Consider the following 16,411-nt stretch of genomic DNA (forward strand, 5'->3'; position numbering starts at 1 on the left):
GCGCGCCGCCGGGTTCAGGCGGCCTTGGCTGGCGCTTCGCGGACGCCGCACCACTGGGCGATGAAAAGCGCGATGGTCTTGGTGATCAACCGCAGCGATTCGAGGTGGACGCGTTCGTCAAAGCCATGGATGTCGAGCGACTTCGGGCCATAGACCAGCGTGGGCATGTCGCCATAGATCACGAAGACGCGGGCGTCGAGATAGCCCGGGGTCGTGAAACTTTCGAGGTCGCTCTTGAAGGCTTGCTGGTGGCATTGGCGCAGCGTGTTCTCGGCGTCGCTGCCTTCCTCCAGCACGTAGCCCTCGGCGTAGAAGCCGGTGTAGGTGACCTGGGGTGGAGTGCCGCCGAGCCGTGGATCGGCGACGGCGTCGCGCAGGCAGGCGTCGATCTGCGCGCGGGCCTCGTCCGCGGTGGTGCCGGGATAGATCGCCGCGCGCACGTCGAACTCGCACCAGGGCGGCACCGTCGAGGGCCAGTCGCCGCCCTCGATCTTGCCGATGTTGAAATTGATCGGATGGTCGAGGTGTTCGAAGTGGCGGTGGCAGTGGTGCTCCGCGTTCCATTTGGCTTCGATGCCGCGCAGCGCCTCGATGGCGGCGTAGGCGGCGTCGATGGCGTTGAAGCCGTTGGCCATCTCGCGGGTGTGCGTGGGATGGCCCTGCACGCGGACCTTGAACCACAGCACGCCGACGTTGGCGCGCACCAGCATGTTCTCTTCCGGCTCCGGAATGATCACGGCGTCGGCCCGGTAGCCGCGCAGCAGCGCCGCCAGGGCGCCGTTGCCGGTGCATTCCTCTTCGACCACCGACTGGAAGTAGATCGGGGCGGCGGGTTCATAGCCGGCGGCGCGCACGGCGTCGTAGGCATACAGGTTGGCGGCCAGGCCGGCCTTCATGTCGGCGGCGCCGCGGCCATACATCCAGCCGTCGATGATCGCCGGATCCCATGGCGAGCGGGTCCACATGTCCACGGGGCCGGTGGGCACCACGTCGATATGCCCGTTCAGGATGAGCGAGCGGCCCTGCTGCTGCGCGGGACGATAGGTGCCGACCACGTTGAACGCATTCTCATACGACACGGTCACCGGGCCGAAGCCGGGGTGGGATTCGATGTCTTTGACGTCGATCTTCCAGCGGTCCATCGCGAAGCCGCGCGCGCGCATCGCCTCGTAGAGGAAGTCCTGCGCCGTATGCTCCTGTTCCCGCAACGAGGGGAAGCGCACGAGATCCTGGGTGAAGGCCAGCTGGGCATCGAAATGGGCATCGACGGCCTGCAGGATCCGGCGGGTCTGTTCCTCGGAGAGCGCGGGCGGGGTGGGGGTCTGTGTCATCGGGTTTCCTGAAAGAAAGGGAAGCAGGGCGGGTTCAGGCCGCGGCAGCGGGCGCGACGTCCAGCGCGAGGCGGCGCTTGTGGCCGGCCAGCGCCCAGATCGACACCAGCGTGATCGCCGACAGCGTTGAATAGAAGATCGCCAGCGGCAGCCATTGGCCGGGGTAGTGGTAGGTCAGCCAGGTGCCGACCAGCGGCGTCATGCCGCCGGCGACCGCCCCGCACAACTGGTACGACAGCGAGATGCCGGAATAGCGCACGTGGGTGGGGAACGCCGAGCTGATGTAGCCGGCCATGGCGGAATAGATCGCGGCCATGAAGACCAGCACGATGGCGATGCCACCGATGATGCTGTAGGGCGTGCCCTGCGACACGAGCATGAACATGGGATAGGGCGCCAACACCGAGCAGAAGGCGGCGGTGATGAGGACGCGGGTGGGACCGATGGCGTCCGCCAGCCAGGCGGCCAGCGGCTGCACGAAGAACTGGATGATGGCGACCACGAACAGGCAATCCAGGATCAGCGTGCGGCTCAGGCCCATCGTCTGGGTGGTGTACGACAGCATGAAGGTGTTGGTGAAATAGATGCCGCCGATCGCCACGGTGCACACGCCCATGCACAGCAGCACGGTGCGCCAGGCGGTGCGCAGCACTTCCTTGGCCGGGATCTCGGCGCGCTCCTGGCGCTCGAGCACCTTGGCGAAATCGGGAGATTCGTTGACGCCGATCCGGATGAAGTAGCCGACCAGCAGCAGCACCGCGCTGATCAGGAAGGGCACGCGCCAGCCCCAGCTGACGAAGTCGGCCTCGTCCAGCGTCGTCAGCAGCCGGAACGCAAGCAGCGACAGGATCAGGCCGGCCGGGCTGCCCAATTGCGCGAACGAGGCGGCGAAGGTGCGGCGGCGTTGCGAGGCGTGTTCGCCGGCCATCAAGACCGCGCCGCCCCACTCGCCGCCCACCGCCAGGCCCTGCGCCAGGCGCAGCAGCAGCAACAGGGCGGGCGCCCACAGGCCGGCCGTGGCGTAGCTGGGCAGCAGGCCGATGCCGACCGTGGCCAGGCCCATGATGACCAGGGTCGCCATCAACGCGTTCTTGCGGCCGACGCGGTCGCCGAGATGGCCGAAGATGACGCCGCCGAGCGGCCGCGCCAGGAAACCGGCGGCGAAAGTGCCAAACGACGCCATGGTGCTGACGAACGGATCGGCGGTGGGAAAGAACACCTTGCCGAACACCAGCGCGGCGGCCGTGGCGTAGATGTAGAAGTCGTACCACTCGATGGTGGTGCCGACGAATGCGGCGGTCGCGGCCCGGACGGGTTGGCGCGCCGCCGGCGCATGGGCGGGAGCGGTCATGGGTTTCCTCTTGGGGTGTTGTCGTTGTTCGAAGGCGTGTTTATCGCTCCCGCCTAGATATAACGTCAATTTATGATTTTTAATTCTTCACTTAAGTAGAATTAATGTTTTGCCGATTCCTCGTACAGGCCTGCGAATGAAGAACACCCACCCCGCCGACGTGCGCAGCGGCGACCGCCTCGACTGGAACCTGCTGCGAACCTTCCTGGTGATCGTGCAGGAGCGCAGCATCAGCGGCGCGGCCGCCAAGCTGCACCTGACGCAATCGGCTGTCAGCCAGGCGCTCAAGCGGCTCGAGGAACAGCTGGACCGGCGCCTGATCGAGCGGCACAACCAGGCCTTCACCGTCACCAATGCCGGCGAAGAGGTGTGCCGCGCTGCAGAGGCCATCTATGGCAACGTGGCGCAACTGCTGACCGACGTGTCGCAGACGGAGGTCGAGGCGACCGGCCGCATCCACCTGCTGGTGGCCAGCCGCATTCACTCCCAGGTCTACGACGATTTCTGGACGGCGTTCCACGCGGCCTATCCGCGCATCGACGTGCAGATGGATGTGCTGCCCAGCAGCGAGATCGTTACGCTGATGCAGCAGCGCGTGGGCACGGCGGGCATCGCGCTGTGCCGGCAGATGCCCAAGCGGCTCGAGAACAAGGTTTTCCTGCACCAGCGCTACGCGCTGTTCTGTGGACGCAACCACGCGCTGTTCGGCCGGCAAGATCTGCGCATCGAAGACCTGATGGGCGAGAACTTCGTTTCTTTCGCCAGCGATGCCCTGGGCGACAGCCTGTCGCCCTTGACGATCTTTCGCGATCAGCGCGGGTTTTCAGGACGGGTGGTGGCGACGTCCACCCAGCATGACGAGGTCAAGCGCCTGCTCATTGCCGGCTTCGGCATCGGCTGCCTGCCCGAGCACAGCGTGCGGCGCGATCTCGCCGAGGGCCGGTTGTGGCGGCTGCCGCCCGGCGAGGGCGTGTGTTCGGTCGACTTGCACCTGTTGTGGCATCGGGACGTGCAACGCAGCCCGGCCGAAGCGGCCTTCCTCAAGCTCTTTCGCGACTACATCGACGGGTTCACCATGGCCGAACGGCTGGTGCCCGGCAATCTGCCGCCGCCTTGACGCGCGAGGTCCGACGCGCGGGTCAGCGCGGCTGGGCGGCGATGCCGTCGCGCACCTGGCGGAACATCGTCATGGCGGCGGGCATGGCATCGCGCAGGGTGGCGCAGGCCATGTGGACGCGGCCTTGCGGCAAGGCGACGTCGGCGTAGTAGTACAGCGTGTCCGGGCGGCCGGGGCCGGGCGCCGCGAGGTAGTCCAGGCCCTGCGCGCCGGCCAGGGTGAAGCGGTCATACAGCTCGATGGATCCGCGCAACCGGCGTTGCCGGCGTTCGGCGGCGGTGACCTGGGTGCGTAGCGTCTGCGCGGCGGGCGGCTTGGCGCCGGCCGGCGTGGCCTGGAAGCCGATGCGGCACAGGTACTTGGCTTCCTGCGCCTTGGGCGGGAAGCCGTCGGGGCTGGAGACCTCGATCTGGGCGTCGTACCTGCCGCGGGTGGGCGCGGGGCCGACACGCAGCGGCGAGGGCACGGTGACGCCGAAGCCGGTGGCGGCGTCGACATAGCGGCGCGGCGGGATGTCGGTGGGCGGCGCCCTGTCGCTGGGCGCGGCCGTGTCATCCTCCTGCTGGAAACGCAGCGGCAGCATCAGTTCGGTTTTTTCCTGGGTCATGGTGACGGGAAAGGCCGGCAGCGGGCCGGCGCGCCGCACCATCGCGACGGCGGCTTTGTCGACCGCGGCATCGCCGGAGGACCGGCTCACCGCGATGTCGTAGAGGGTGCCGTTGCGCAGCACCGTGATCTTCAGCGACAGGCTGATGGAGCCGCCGAGGCGGTGCGCCTCGCGCGGGTAGTCCAGGCGGCTGATCAAGCGGCGTTGCACGGCCTGGGTCCATTCAGCCTCGTTGGCGGGCACGGCGGCGACGGCGGGGGCTGCCGCACAGGCGAGGGTGAGGGTCAGGCCGCAAGCGATGGACCGCCAATGCATTGGGGGAGTCTCCGGATGAGGATGGGTCCGGCGCGGGCCGGATGACACGAGCGACGCGGCCGACGCGGACGTCGTCAGGGCGAGCATACCCGAGCGCGGTGGCCACGCCGCGGGCGTGGCGGCCGGCGCGACCGGCCCGGGCACCGCCGTTACCCGAACGCCGCCCGCACCGCGTCGAAAGCCGCCGCGACCATCGGTTCCTCGCGCCGCGAAGCCAGCGTGATGAAGGCCAGTTCCGCCTCGATCGACAGCCCCGGCGCCAGCGCCAGCCCGTGCGCCTGCGATTCGCGCAGGGCGATGGAGTCGCGCGCCAGGGTCAGGCCGACGCCGGAGCGCACCAGGTCCAGCATCGAGGCTTCCTGGTCGACTTCGGCGACCGCGTTGGGGGCGACGCCCAGTTCGCTGAATTTCGCCGCGAGCAGGCGGTGGTGCACCGAGTCGGGCGGGGTCCAGATCCAGGGCAGGGCGGCGATCTCGTGCCAGCCGCGGCCGGCCAGTTGCGGGCCCCAGCCCTTGGGCGCCACCACGTAGTAGGAGAACGCCGCCAGCGGCAGGGCATGCAGCGCGGGCTGGCCGTGCCCCGGGCCGCGCGGACCGAGCGAGAAGCCGACGTCCAGCTCGCCGTTGCGCACCAGGCGGGCGACCGAGCCGGACATGCCGTGGCGCAGGGTGGGGCGGATCTTGGGGTAGTGCTGCACCAGGTATTGCAGGGTGGCGCCCAGCCGCAGGAATTCGGGGTCGAGGATGGTGCCCAGGCGCAGTTCCCCCTGCACCGTGACGCGCAGGGCGCCGATGGCGCGCTCGAAGTCTTCCAGCGCGTCCAGCACGCGCTGGGCCGAGGGCAGCAGGGCGCGGCCGTCGGCATTGGGCGCCAGGCCCTGGGCGGTGCGGGTGAATAGCGGCAGGTCCAGGGCCTCCTGGAAGCTCTTGAGCTGCAGGCTGAGCGCCGGCTGCGTCAGGTGCAGGTGCTCGGCCGCGCGCGTCAGGTTGCCGACGCGCGCCACGGCGGCAAAGGTGCGGATGTGCTTGAGGTCCATGGCTCGTTTCCCGCGTAAAGGGCGATACCCATTATTAAAGAGACTTATAAAGCGCTTTTCAACAATTCATTGGACAGGGCCGGCCGGCTGCGCGACAGTGGCACGGCCACTTGAGACTTAAAAGAAGAAGCGCAAATGGAGACATATGACTACATCATCGTGGGCGCGGGGTCGGCGGGCTGCGTGCTGGCCAACCGCCTGAGCCGCGACCCCGCGGTGCGCGTGCTGCTGCTGGAGGCGGGCGGGCGCGACAACTACCACTGGATCCACATCCCGGTCGGCTACCTGTATTGCATCGGCAATCCCCGCACCGACTGGATGTACCGCACCGGCGCCGAGCCGGGCCTGGGCGGACGCTCGCTGATCTATCCGCGCGGCCGCGTGCTGGGCGGCTGCTCATCGATCAACGGCATGATCTACATGCGCGGCCAGCGCCAGGACTATGACGAATGGGCCGGGATCGCCGGCGATCCGGCGTGGGGCTGGGACCAGGTGCTGCCGGTGTTCAAGCGCAGCGAGGATCATTACCGCGGGGGCGACGAATTCCACGGCGCCGGCGGCGAATGGCGGGTCGAGGCGCAGCGGCTGCGCTGGGACATCCTCGACGCGTTCGCCGATGCGGCCGCGCAGGAAGGCATTCCGCGGGTGCAGGATTTCAACCGGGGCGACAACTTCGGGGTCGGCTATTTCGACGTGAACCAGCGCCGCGGCTGGCGCTGGAATACCGCCAAGGCGTTCCTGCGGCCGGTGCGCGAGCGCAGCAACCTGCACGTGATGACGGGCGCGCACGTCGAGCGCCTGCTGTTCGAGGGCACGCGCTGCGTCGGCGTGCAGGTGCGGCGCGAAGGCCAGTCCGTCGGCGTCCGCGCCGCGCGCGAAGTGGTGCTGGCGGCCGGCGCCGTCAACACGCCGAAATTGCTGGAACTGTCGGGGATCGGCGAGCCGGCGCGCCTGCGCGAAAGCGGCATTGCGCTGCGCCATGCCTTGCCGGGCGTGGGCGAGAACCTGCAGGACCATCTGCAACTGCGCGTCATCCTGAAGGTGCGCGGCGTGAAGACGCTGAACCGCATCGCCTCGACCTGGTGGGGCAAGGCCGGCATCGGGCTGGAATACCTGCTGAACCGCAGCGGGCCGATGAGCATGGCGCCGTCGCAACTGGGGGCGTTCGCCAAATCCGATCCGGGGCAGGAACGGGCTAACCTGGAATTCCATGTGCAGCCCTTGTCGCTGGGCGCGTTCGGCGAGCCGCTGCATGGTTTCGACGCGTTCACGGCCAGCGTCTGCAACCTGCGGCCGGTGTCGCGCGGCAGCGTGCACGCGCAGGGGGCGGACGGTTCGCTGCCGCCCGTGATCACGCCGAATTATCTGAAGGAAGATCAGGACCTGAAGGTGGCGGCCGACGCCATTCGCCTGGTGCGGCGCATCAGCGCGGCGCCCGCGCTGCAGCGCTACCAGCCCGAGGAGTGGCTGCCGGGTCCGGCCTACCAGAGCGAGGCCGAGCTGCGCGAGGCGGCCGGCAAGATCGGCACCACCATCTTCCATCCGGTCGGCACCTGCGCCATGGGCCGCCGCGCCGACGACGGCGCGGTGGTGGATGCGCGCCTGCGCGTGCATGGCCTGCAAGGCCTGCGCGTGGCCGACGCGTCGATCATGCCGACGATCACGTCGGGCAACACCAATTCGCCGACCATCATGATCGCCGAGCGGGCGGCGCAGATGATCCTGGAGGACGCGGCGCGCGTCGGCGCCGAGGCGCAGCCGGCCGAACTGGTGGCGTGAGGGGAGACGCCCGCGATGCGGCGGGCAAGCCTGCGCGTTCTTTACTCACCCTGCTGACCCGCATATCGGCCGCTGCTCCCGGGGACGGGGGCAGCGGCCGATATCCTCGTCAGCGCAGCGAGCGGTACATCTCCTGGCGCTGCGGATGCGTCAGGATCACCTGCCACAGCTGCCCTTCGCGCGAACGGAAGAAGCCGGCGCAACACATCAGGTAGTACTGCCACATGCGGTAGAAGCGCGTGCCGTAGCGTTCCTGCAGTTGCGGCCAGGCGCGCTGGAAGTTGTCCCACCAGGCCATCAGCGTGCGGTCGTAGTCGGCGCCGAAGTTGTGCCAGTCCTCGATGATGAAGCGGCCTTCCACCGACGTGCTGATCTCGCGCGCCGAGGGCAGCTTGCCGTTGGGGAAGACGTAGCGGTCGATCCAGGGGTCGGTGCTCTGGCTGGTCGAGGCGATGCCGATGGTGTGCAGCAGGAAGATGCCGCCGGGCGCCATCAGCCGCTGCACATGGGTGAAGTAGGTGTCGTAGTTCTTGGGGCCGACGTGCTCGAACATGCCGACCGACACCACCTTGTCGAAGCTGCCCTGCAGGTCGCGGTAGTCCTGCAGCAGCAGTTCCACCGGCAGGCCGCGCACGCGTTCCTGCGCCAGCGCCAGCTGCTCCTTGGAGACGGTGACGCCGGTGACCTTGGCGCCGTAGCGCTCGGCGGCGAACTTGGCCAGCCCGCCCCAGCCGCAGCCGATGTCCAGCAGCGTCTCGCCGGGCTTGAGCTGCAGCTTGCGGCAGATCATGTCGAGCTTGGCTTCCTGCGCGGCTTCCAGCGTGTCGGCCTGTTCCCAGAAGGCGCAGGAATAGATCATGCGGCTGTCGAGCATGGCCTCGAATACGTCGTTGCCGGCGTCGTAGTGCTGTTCGCCGACCTCGAAGGCGCGGTTTTTGGATTGCAGGTTGAACAGCTTGTGGCGCAGGTGCTCGGCGATCAGCTTGACGCGCGCCAGGCCGAGGGCGGCCGAGCCCATGTCGGCGCGCAGCAGGCGGGTGAACAGTTCGTCGAGCTGCTCGCAATCCCATTCGCCGTCCATGTAGGACTCGCCCAGCCCCAGCGACCAGCTGGCGAAGACGCGCTCGTACATGTGTTTGTCATGAACCTGGATGTCCCAGGGGCGCGAGCCGTTGATCTGGACATCCGCGCGCGCCAGCACGTCCTGCAGGACCTTGGGCGGTTCGGGCGGCGCGGCGTCGGCGCGGGGGGGAGTTAGCTGAGTAGTCGGACTGCTTTGGTGCATAGTGACTCCATATCAATTCTGGACTGACTGATCTGGCAATGCTCGAAGCGCATAACTCTCGCCCGGACCGGCGGGTGAAATCCAATTTAATGATTGAATCAGGCCGATAGGCAATCTAATTTCAGCGGACCGTCAGGGCCGGGATACCTCGGCCGCTGACCCGGGACCCGCCAATCTTAACCAACGTATGCTGCTGCGCAAGGCCCAGGTGCATCCTGCCACCAACAGGCCCGTGGCGATGATAAAGACCATGGAAGTAATGGTGTCGTTGATATCGAACGAATAATCGTAACGATGGCCTGACCAATAACCCAGGAGGCTGTACAGCAGCACCGCGGCCAGCAGCATCAGCCAGGGTGCGCGCGGCAGCCGTTCCAGCCCCGGCCGCTGGCCGGTGAAGGCGTGGATGCTGCGCCGCAGCCACCATAGCGCGGCGAGCGCCGGCAGGGCCAGCGCGTAGCGGGAAATCAGGACCACTCCGAAGATGTCGCCGCTGGCGGTCAGCGCCAGCAGCCAGGGCGGCACCAGCACCACCGCCAGCAGCCAGGCCAGCACCAGTTGCGGACGGCTGCCGCGGCCGGCGCGCCAGCCGACGACCAGGCCGATGACCAGCACGCCGAACAGGGCGGCGATGAAGAGCAGGGCGGCGGCGACGTAGCCGCCGTTGAGCATGTATCCACCAGGCATGGCGCGTGGGGTTCCGGAAGCCGCGAGGCGACGCGCCATTCTAGGGCCAGTCAGTCGCCGCCGAAAGGCGTTGCGGGCGCGTCGCGCGTGGCGGGAACGCCGCTACACTGGTTGCCTGTTGTTGGCGGACTGCGGTCTGCCGTGTCGCGTCCGTTTCAAGGGGAGTCCCATGGCCACGCGCATTCATCTTTTCGGCGCATCCGGCTGCGGCGCCACCACGCTGGGCGCCGTCCTGGGCGAGCGCCTGGACGTGCCCCACCTGGAAGCGGACGACTACTACTGGGTGCCGACCGATCCTCCCTTCACCGACAAGTATCCCAAGGAGGAACGCTGGCGCCGCATCCGCGAACGGCTGCGGGGGCATGACGACTGGGTGCTCAGCGGCGGCTCGGTCTACAACTGGGGCGAAGGGCTGGTTCCCGAATTCACGCTGGTGGTGTTCCTGCGGCTGCCGGCGGCCGAACGCATGGCCAGGCTGCGGCGACGCGAGGCCGAGCGCTACGGCGCGATGCTGGATTCGGACAGCGCCGCCCGGGAGAAAAGCCGGCGCTTCCTGGAATGGGCGGCCGGCTACGACAGCGGCGCCGAGGGCACCCGCACGCCCGAGCGGCACCGGCAATGGATCCGCGAGCTGCACTGTCCGGTGCTGACGCTGGACACCCGCGCCAGCGTGGCTGACCTGGCCGACCAGGTGCTGGCCGCGTTGCCGGCGGATATGCCGGTATCCGGAAGCCAGGCCTGACCCCAGGCCTGACTCCAAGACTGACCCCAGGCCCGACCTTCAGCGCGCATCGAACGCTGGCCGGCGCCAGGACGCGTCCGGCGGCGTCCTGGCGCCGGCGCGCGCTTCCGATAAGATACCGGCCATGCACGGCGCCGCCATTGCGGCCGCGCGCCGGTTTTTCGGAGCACAACGATGCTGGATGCGAGCCTGGAACCCCGTTTGGAATTCGTCACCTGCGCCAGCCCGGCGGGCTTGCACCGCATGGCTTACTGGGAATGGGGCGATCCGGCCAATGACCGGGTGCTGGTGTGCGTCCACGGCCTGACCCGAAGCGGGCGCGATTTCGATACGCTGGCCCGGCGCCTCGCGGGGCAGTTCCGCGTGGTCTGCCCGGACGTGGTCGGGCGCGGCCGCTCGGACTGGCTGGTCAACCCGGCGTTCTATACCGTGCCGCAATACGTGTCCGACATGGCGACCCTGGTGGCGCGGCTGCGTCCGGCCACGCTGGCGTGGGTCGGCACTTCGATGGGCGGGCTGATCGGCCTGGGGCTGGCCGGCGCCGCCGCGTTCGCGCGGGCCATGCTGCCGCTGCGCTCGCATGCCGGCATGTTGCCGCCGCAGGACGGCCTGCGGCTGTCGAAGCTGGTGCTCAATGACGTCGGCCCGCGCCTGGAGACCGGCGCGCTGGCCCGCATCGGGCAGTACGTGGGCGAGCCCGGCGCGTTCGGTTCGTTCGCCGACGCGGTGGCGGCCATGCGCGCCAATTCCGAGACCTTCGGTCCGCACACGGATGCGCAGTGGGATCACCTGGCGCGCTTCGTCTATCCCGAGCAGGGCGGGCAGTGGGTCAAGCACTACGACCTGACGCTGGCGCAGCCGATGGCGCTGCAGACCGGCGACGAGCTGGCCGCCGGCGAGCAGATTCTGTGGCGCTCGTATGACGCGGTGGACTGCCCGATCCTGATCGTGCGCGGCGAGCAGTCGGACCTGCTGACGCGGACCACCGTCGACGAAATGCGCCAGCGCAATCCGCGCGCCCAGGTCTACGAAGTGGCCGGCGTCGGCCATGCGCCGACGCTGATGGCCGACGACCAGGTCAAGACGGTGGCGGACTTCCTGCTGGCGTGATGGCCGCCCGCGGCGCATGCGGCGCCGCCCGTGGTGGCTTGCCGGGTAGCCGCGCGCGGCGGCCCGTTCGCCACCGTGTCCGCCATATTGGGGACGCCGCCGGCCGGCGGCGCTACCCAGGGGGACGGGGCTTCTCTACAATAGGCTTCATGAAACCGTCCGCTCTCAACATCGATCTGCATTGCCATTCCACTGTCTCGGACGGCGCCCTGGCGCCGCGCGACGTGGCGCAGCGCGCGCACGCCAACGGCGTCGATGTCTGGGCCCTGACCGACCACGATGAAGTCGGCGGCCTGGCCGAGGCCGCGGCCATGGCGGCCGAGCTGGGCATGCGCTTTGCCACCGGCGTCGAGATCTCGGTGACCTGGGCGGGCCTGACGGTGCACATCGTCGGCTTGCGTTTCGATCCGTCCAACACGGCGCTGGTCGAAGGCCTGCGCAAGACGCGCTCGGGCCGCGCCGACCGCGCCCGCCGCATCGGTGAGCGCCTGGCCGAGATGGGCATGCCCGGCGCCTACGAAGGCGCGCTGCCGTTCGCCGGCAATCCGGAATTGATCAGCCGCACGCACTTCGCGCGCTATCTGGTCGAGGCCGGTTATTGCCCCGACGTGCAGGCCGTCTTCACCAAGCACCTGGGCGATGATCGCCCCGGCCACGTGCCCATGCAATGGGCCACGTTGGCCGAAGCGGTGGGCTGGATCCGTGGCGCGGGCGGCATCGCCGTCATCGCGCACCCGGGGCGCTACAAATACACGCCGCTGCAGTTCGCCGCGCTGTTCGACGAATTCCTGCAACTGGGGGGCGTGGGCATCGAGGTCAATACCGGCAGCCACACCGTGGAAGAGGCGCGGCAATACGCCGACGTCGCGCGCCGCTATGGTTTCCTGGCCTCGCGCGGTTCCGACTTCCACAGCCCCAAGGAAAGCCGCATGGACCTGGGCCGGCTGCCGCCGCTGCCGTCCGATCTGAAGCCGGTCTGGCACGACTGGTTCTAGGCGCCGCGCCGCCTGGCTTGTGGCACGGCGCGTCCGTGCCGTCCCTTGAACTGACTGATTGCGCGCCCGAGGCGCTGCCGCCATGAACAAAGCATTTGTCAAAGAATCCGACAACGAGGACGACGACGACCTGCCGCAGGCCCAGGCCCTGCCGGCCGGCACCAAGAACTACATGACGCCGGAAGGCTATGAGCGCCTGCGCGGCGAGCTGACGCACCTGATGAACGTGGAACGGCCGTCGGTGGTGCAGGTGGTGTCGTGGGCGGCGTCCAATGGCGACCGTTCCGAGAATGGCGATTATCTCTATGGCAAGAAGCGCCTGCGCGAGATCGACCGCCGCATGCGCTTCCTGACCAAGCGGCTGGACATCGCCGAGGTGGTCGACCCGGCCGCCCAGCCCAACCGCGACCAGATCTTCTTCGGCGCCACGGTGCTGTATTCCGACAAGGCGGGCGAGGACCACACCGTCACCATCGTCGGCGTGGACGAGGCCGAGCCGCTGGCCGGCAAGATCAGCTGGATCTCGCCGGTGGCGCGGGCGCTGATCAAGGCGCGGGAAGGCGACACGGTGGTGCTGCGCACGCCGGGCGGGGTCGAGGAGCTGGACATCCTGGAAGTGCGCTACCCGGAGTAGCGCCGGGCGCGGCGCCGGGAACACGGGCGCCAGAAAGCGCCCAAAAGAAAGCACCCCAAAGAAAACACTGAAAAAGCGAACGCCGAAAAGGTGACGGGCGCCGGCTTGTGGCCGGCGCCCGTCTTTGGTGGGCGGGATCTGACGTCCCTGCCTCGGTGGGCGGCTTGCGCCGCCCGTTCCCCTGGGGCTTGCTGCTTGTTCGGTTGGCTTGCTGTCCTTGTCGGCGGGATTATTTCTTGCGGGCGGCGATGGACTTCTCGGCCAGGTTGACCAGGTCTTCGCCGATCTGCTTCTTCCACTTGTCGTAGACGGGCTGGGTGACCTTGGCGAAGGCGTCATGCTCGGCCGGGCTCAGCGAGGTCACGGTGACGCCGTGGCCCTCGATCTCCTTGAGCAGCGACGGATCCTCGGGCGTGACGCCCTTGCGCGCGATCACGATCTGCTGCTTGCCGGCGTCCAGCGCGGCCTGGCGCACGATGTCGCGGTCCTTTTCCGACCACGAATTCCAGACCTCGCGGTTGACCACGAAGATCAGCGGATCGGCCACGTAGTTCCACAGCGTCAGGTATTTCTGGCCCACGGTGTAGAGCTTGGAGCCGGTGTAGATCGACAGCGGGTTTTCCTGGCCGTCGACCGCGCCGCTGGCCAGCGCGGGCTGGGCGTCGGCCCAGCTCATCTGCGTCGGGTTGGCGCCGAGCGCGGTGAACGTGTCGATGTACAGCGGCGAGCCGACCACGCGCAGCTTCATGCCCTTCATGTCCTCGGGCCGCTTGATCTCGCGCTTGGAGTTGCTGAGCTGGCGGTAGCCGTTCTCGCCCCAGGCCAGCGGCACCACGCCGGCCTTCTCGATCAGCTTGAACATTTCCTTGCCCACGTCGCCCTGCACCAGCGCGTCGATGGCGGCGTAGTCCGGCATCAGGAAGGGCAGCGAGAACAGGTTGAGCTGCTTGACCTGCGGCGACCAGTTGATGGTCGAGCCCACGGCCATGTCGATCACGCCCTGGCGGATGGCGGTGAATTCGCGGGTCTGGTCGCCTTGCACCAGCGACGTGCCGGGGTAGACCTTGATGTTGATGCGGCCCTGGGTGCGCTCGCGCACCAGGTTCGACCAGATCTCGGCGCCCTGGCCCCACGGGAAGGTGGTGCCGACGACGATGGAGAGCTTGTATTCGGACTTGTAGTTCTGCGCCTGCGCGGCCGCGGGAATGGCGGCGACGGTGGCGGCGCACAGGGCGGCGCCGATCAGCTTGCGGAAATTCATGTTGCGTCTCCTCTCTTTGCGGGTCTGTCTGTTGTTGTCATGAATGCATGCCGGGCGGGTTGCGTCCGGTCCCCTCAATAGCCCAGCTTGTGCGGCAGCCACAGCGCCAGCTGCGGGAACACCAGCACCGCCACCAGCACCAGGAACATCGCGCCCAGCAGCCACACCACCCAGCGCACCGTCGATTCCATCGGCACGCGCGCGATGCGGCACGACACCATCAGGTTGACCGCCAGCGGCGGGGTGAACTGGCCCAGCGCCACCTTCAGCGTCAGGATCACGCCGAACCACACCGGGTCCCAGTTGTAGGCCTTGGCGATCGGCATCAGCAGCGGCACGAAGATCAGGAAGATGGAGATGCCGTCCAGGAACATGCCGACGGTCATCAGCAGCAAAATCAGCAGCGCCAGCACGCCCCATTCGCCCAGCCCGGAATTGACGATGGCGTGGGTGATCGGGTCGATCACGCTGAGCGTGGACAGGGCCCAGGCGAAGATGCCGGCCAGCGTCACCACCAGCATGATCACGGCCGACAGCTCGGCCGCCTCGCGCAGGATCACGTACAGGTCGCGCAGCTTGATGGTGCGGTGGATGCACATGCCCACGAACAGACCGTAGAACACCGCCACCACGGCCGCCTCGGTGGGCGTGAACCAGCCCATGCGCATGCCGCCCAGGATCAGCACCGGCGCGGCCAGGCCCCACGAGGCCTCGCGCAGGCTCTTCCAGAACGGCGGACGCGGCAGGTGCGCTTCCAGCATGCCCATCTTGTGCTTGCGCGACAGCCACACGGCCGGCACGATCAGCGCCAGGCCGGCCAGGATGCCGGGCACCATGCCGGCGGCGAACAGCGCCGGCACCGAAGCCTCGGGCACCAGCACCGAATAGATGATGAAGGCCACCGAGGGCGGAATCAGGATGTCGGTGGCCGCGCCCGCCGCCACCACCGACGCCGAGAACGGGCCCGGGTAGCCGGCGCGCGACATGGCCGTGATCATCACCGCGCCCACGGCCGCGGCGCAGGCCGGGCCGGAGCCCGAGATGCCGCCCAGGAACATGGCCACGGCGATCGACACCAGCGGCAGCATGCCCGGGCCGCGCCCGACGATGGCGATGGCGAAATCCACCAGCCGCTTGGCCACGCCGGAACGATCGAAGATGGAGCCGACCAGCACGAACATCGGAATCGCCAGCAGCGGATACTTGGCCAGCCCGGCGTAGAAGTTCTGCGGCACGGTCAACAGGCCATACCAGGGCGTGTCCAGGTTGGACAGCACGATGGCCACGGTGCCGCCGATGCCCAGCGCCACGCCGACCGGCACGCCGATCAGCATCAGCGCGATGAAGACCGCGAACAGGATGCCGGCGATCATGCCTGGCCTCCGTCGGCCTTGGGCAGCGGCGCTTTCCACAGGCGCCGCAGCGTGCCCAGCGTGCGCAGCGAGATGGCCGCGGCCATCACCGGCAGCCAGATCGAATACCACCAGGTCGGCACGCCGATGGCGGGCGAGGTTTCTTCATAGATGTACTCGTCGGCCACCAGCTTGACCGATAGCACCGTCAGCAGCACGAAGAACCCCAGCACGCAGGTGTTGGAGATCAGCGCCATGATGCGCTGGCGCCGCGGCGAACCGTTGTCGGCCAGGATCTCGATGCGGATGTGGTGGTTGCGCACGAAGGCCACGGAGCCGCCGGCCATGGTCAGCACGATCAAGAGGAACACCGAGATTTCCTCGGTCCAGGCGAACGACTGGTCGGTGAAGTAGCGCACCAGCACGTTCAGGAAGGTAATCAGCGCCAATGCCGCCAGCAGGATCACGGCCAGCCAGTCCTCGATGGCCAGCGGCACTTTCACGGCGGGGTCTGCTTCGGCGGGGATGATCGGTTCGACAGGCTCGGCGGGGGCTTCGGGGCGTGACATGTGAGGCAACGGCCAGCGCGGCGGGGCGCTTTCCAGGTATGAGGTCGCTGCATCCTACCGTCGGGGCGAGAGGGTGGGTGTTCGTGTTTTCCCGCGCTGCGGTATGGGTGCAACATGGTGCGTCGCAATACGCCGGCCGCGCGGGCCGGGTCTGCACGGCTCATAACCCGCGACAGCGGCAGGGATTTAAGCGCCATATTGCTGTGCAGCAGGTCGGACGTTGCGTCGCGGAATTCTTT

Annotated in this window: 15 protein-coding genes; 6 read left to right on the plus strand and 9 right to left on the minus strand. The window is 68.1% G+C overall.

The window, feature by feature from the left end:
- Positions 1–14 precede the first annotated feature (14 nt).
- Both I6I07_RS20140 and I6I07_RS20145 read right to left on the minus strand, forming a co-directional pair.
- On the minus strand, positions 15–1,331 hold the full coding sequence (locus I6I07_RS20140; RefSeq protein WP_198483415.1) for an ArgE/DapE family deacylase: 1,317 nt from the start codon (positions 1,329–1,331) through the stop codon (positions 15–17).
- 34 nt (positions 1,332–1,365) lie between these two features.
- The gene (locus I6I07_RS20145; protein WP_198483416.1) at positions 1,366–2,682 is read right to left on the minus strand and encodes an MFS transporter; all 1,317 of its coding nucleotides are present in this window, start codon (positions 2,680–2,682) and stop codon (positions 1,366–1,368) included.
- A gap of 136 nt (positions 2,683–2,818) precedes the next feature.
- Between I6I07_RS20145 and I6I07_RS20150 the strand changes: the two genes are divergently transcribed.
- A complete protein-coding gene (locus tag I6I07_RS20150; RefSeq protein ID WP_198483417.1) occupies positions 2,819–3,799 on the plus strand; it encodes a LysR family transcriptional regulator in 981 nt (326 codons plus the stop codon).
- Positions 3,800–3,821: 22 nt separating this feature from the next.
- Here the strand turns inward: I6I07_RS20150 and I6I07_RS20155 are convergent, their stop codons facing one another.
- Positions 3,822–4,721 carry a TonB family protein gene (locus tag I6I07_RS20155; protein ID WP_198483418.1) on the minus strand — a complete coding sequence of 300 codons (900 nt, stop codon included), beginning with the start codon at positions 4,719–4,721 and terminating at the stop codon, positions 3,822–3,824.
- 149 nt (positions 4,722–4,870) lie between these two features.
- Complete coding sequence (locus I6I07_RS20160) at positions 4,871–5,758, minus strand: LysR family transcriptional regulator (protein WP_198483419.1); 888 nt, start codon at positions 5,756–5,758, stop codon at positions 4,871–4,873.
- 135 nt (positions 5,759–5,893) lie between these two features.
- On the opposite strand from I6I07_RS20160, the gene I6I07_RS20165 reads away from it, so the two are divergent.
- Entirely contained in the window at positions 5,894–7,537 is a 1,644-nt protein-coding gene (locus tag I6I07_RS20165) for a GMC family oxidoreductase (protein WP_198483420.1), read from the plus strand.
- A gap of 109 nt (positions 7,538–7,646) precedes the next feature.
- Here the strand turns inward: I6I07_RS20165 and cfa are convergent, their stop codons facing one another.
- Together cfa and I6I07_RS20175 are read right to left on the minus strand one after the other, a co-directional pair.
- Entirely contained in the window at positions 7,647–8,822 is a 1,176-nt protein-coding gene (gene cfa / locus I6I07_RS20170) for a cyclopropane fatty acyl phospholipid synthase (RefSeq protein WP_198483421.1), read from the minus strand.
- Between the two features lie 132 nt (positions 8,823–8,954).
- Entirely contained in the window at positions 8,955–9,509 is a 555-nt protein-coding gene (locus I6I07_RS20175) for a hypothetical protein (RefSeq protein WP_198483422.1), read from the minus strand.
- Between the two features lie 169 nt (positions 9,510–9,678).
- On the opposite strand from I6I07_RS20175, the gene I6I07_RS20180 reads away from it, so the two are divergent.
- From I6I07_RS20180 to greB, 4 genes are all read left to right on the plus strand, one after another.
- Complete coding sequence (locus I6I07_RS20180; protein ID WP_198483423.1) at positions 9,679–10,251, plus strand: AAA family ATPase; 573 nt, start codon at positions 9,679–9,681, stop codon at positions 10,249–10,251.
- 174 nt (positions 10,252–10,425) lie between these two features.
- Complete coding sequence (locus tag I6I07_RS20185; protein WP_198483424.1) at positions 10,426–11,361, plus strand: alpha/beta fold hydrolase; 936 nt, start codon at positions 10,426–10,428, stop codon at positions 11,359–11,361.
- A gap of 149 nt (positions 11,362–11,510) precedes the next feature.
- Positions 11,511–12,356, plus strand: coding sequence for a 3',5'-nucleoside bisphosphate phosphatase (locus I6I07_RS20190; RefSeq protein ID WP_198483425.1), 846 nt, complete (start codon positions 11,511–11,513; stop codon positions 12,354–12,356).
- 82 nt (positions 12,357–12,438) lie between these two features.
- Positions 12,439–12,990 carry a transcription elongation factor GreB gene (gene greB, locus I6I07_RS20195; RefSeq protein ID WP_198483426.1) on the plus strand — a complete coding sequence of 184 codons (552 nt, stop codon included), beginning with the start codon at positions 12,439–12,441 and terminating at the stop codon, positions 12,988–12,990.
- Positions 12,991–13,219: 229 nt separating this feature from the next.
- Here greB and I6I07_RS20200 read toward each other — a convergent pair whose 3' ends face one another.
- The 3 genes from I6I07_RS20200 to I6I07_RS20210 all read right to left on the minus strand — a co-directional run bounded on the left by I6I07_RS20200 (position 13,220) and on the right by I6I07_RS20210 (position 16,172).
- A complete protein-coding gene (locus I6I07_RS20200; RefSeq protein ID WP_198483427.1) occupies positions 13,220–14,251 on the minus strand; it encodes a DctP family TRAP transporter solute-binding subunit in 1,032 nt (343 codons plus the stop codon).
- Positions 14,252–14,325: 74 nt separating this feature from the next.
- Positions 14,326–15,624: a TRAP transporter large permease gene (locus I6I07_RS20205; RefSeq protein WP_198483428.1), complete on the minus strand. Its 1,299-nt coding sequence runs from the start codon at positions 15,622–15,624 to the stop codon at positions 14,326–14,328.
- The gene (locus tag I6I07_RS20210; protein ID WP_198483429.1) at positions 15,621–16,172 is read right to left on the minus strand and encodes a TRAP transporter small permease; all 552 of its coding nucleotides are present in this window, start codon (positions 16,170–16,172) and stop codon (positions 15,621–15,623) included. Before I6I07_RS20210 ends, I6I07_RS20205 begins: the two co-directional genes overlap by 4 nt.
- Positions 16,173–16,411 lie beyond the last annotated feature (239 nt).

Origin of the sequence: Achromobacter deleyi (assembly GCF_016127315.1) — a bacterium.
GTDB lineage: Bacteria > Pseudomonadota > Gammaproteobacteria > Burkholderiales > Burkholderiaceae_B > Achromobacter > Achromobacter insuavis_A.

Excerpts from the sequence above, each read along its gene's own strand:
- I6I07_RS20180 (WP_198483423.1), top strand. The coding sequence starts at position 9,679 with ATGGCCACGCGCATTCATCTTTTCGGCGCATCCGGCTGCGGCGCCACC.
- I6I07_RS20200 (WP_198483427.1), bottom strand. The coding sequence starts at position 14,251 with ATGAATTTCCGCAAGCTGATCGGCGCCGCCCTGTGCGCCGCCACCGTC.
- I6I07_RS20175 (WP_198483422.1), bottom strand. The coding sequence starts at position 9,509 with ATGCCTGGTGGATACATGCTCAACGGCGGCTACGTCGCCGCCGCCCTG.
- I6I07_RS20185 (WP_198483424.1), top strand. The coding sequence starts at position 10,426 with ATGCTGGATGCGAGCCTGGAACCCCGTTTGGAATTCGTCACCTGCGCC.
- I6I07_RS20140 (WP_198483415.1), bottom strand. The coding sequence starts at position 1,331 with ATGACACAGACCCCCACCCCGCCCGCGCTCTCCGAGGAACAGACCCGC.
- I6I07_RS20150 (WP_198483417.1), top strand. The coding sequence starts at position 2,819 with ATGAAGAACACCCACCCCGCCGACGTGCGCAGCGGCGACCGCCTCGAC.
- cfa (WP_198483421.1), bottom strand. The coding sequence starts at position 8,822 with ATGCACCAAAGCAGTCCGACTACTCAGCTAACTCCCCCCCGCGCCGAC.
- greB (WP_198483426.1), top strand. The coding sequence starts at position 12,439 with ATGAACAAAGCATTTGTCAAAGAATCCGACAACGAGGACGACGACGAC.
- I6I07_RS20160 (WP_198483419.1), bottom strand. The coding sequence starts at position 5,758 with ATGGACCTCAAGCACATCCGCACCTTTGCCGCCGTGGCGCGCGTCGGC.
- I6I07_RS20145 (WP_198483416.1), bottom strand. The coding sequence starts at position 2,682 with ATGACCGCTCCCGCCCATGCGCCGGCGGCGCGCCAACCCGTCCGGGCC.
- I6I07_RS20205 (WP_198483428.1), bottom strand. The coding sequence starts at position 15,624 with ATGATCGCCGGCATCCTGTTCGCGGTCTTCATCGCGCTGATGCTGATC.
- I6I07_RS20210 (WP_198483429.1), bottom strand. The coding sequence starts at position 16,172 with ATGTCACGCCCCGAAGCCCCCGCCGAGCCTGTCGAACCGATCATCCCC.
- I6I07_RS20190 (WP_198483425.1), top strand. The coding sequence starts at position 11,511 with ATGAAACCGTCCGCTCTCAACATCGATCTGCATTGCCATTCCACTGTC.
- I6I07_RS20155 (WP_198483418.1), bottom strand. The coding sequence starts at position 4,721 with ATGCATTGGCGGTCCATCGCTTGCGGCCTGACCCTCACCCTCGCCTGT.
- I6I07_RS20165 (WP_198483420.1), top strand. The coding sequence starts at position 5,894 with ATGGAGACATATGACTACATCATCGTGGGCGCGGGGTCGGCGGGCTGC.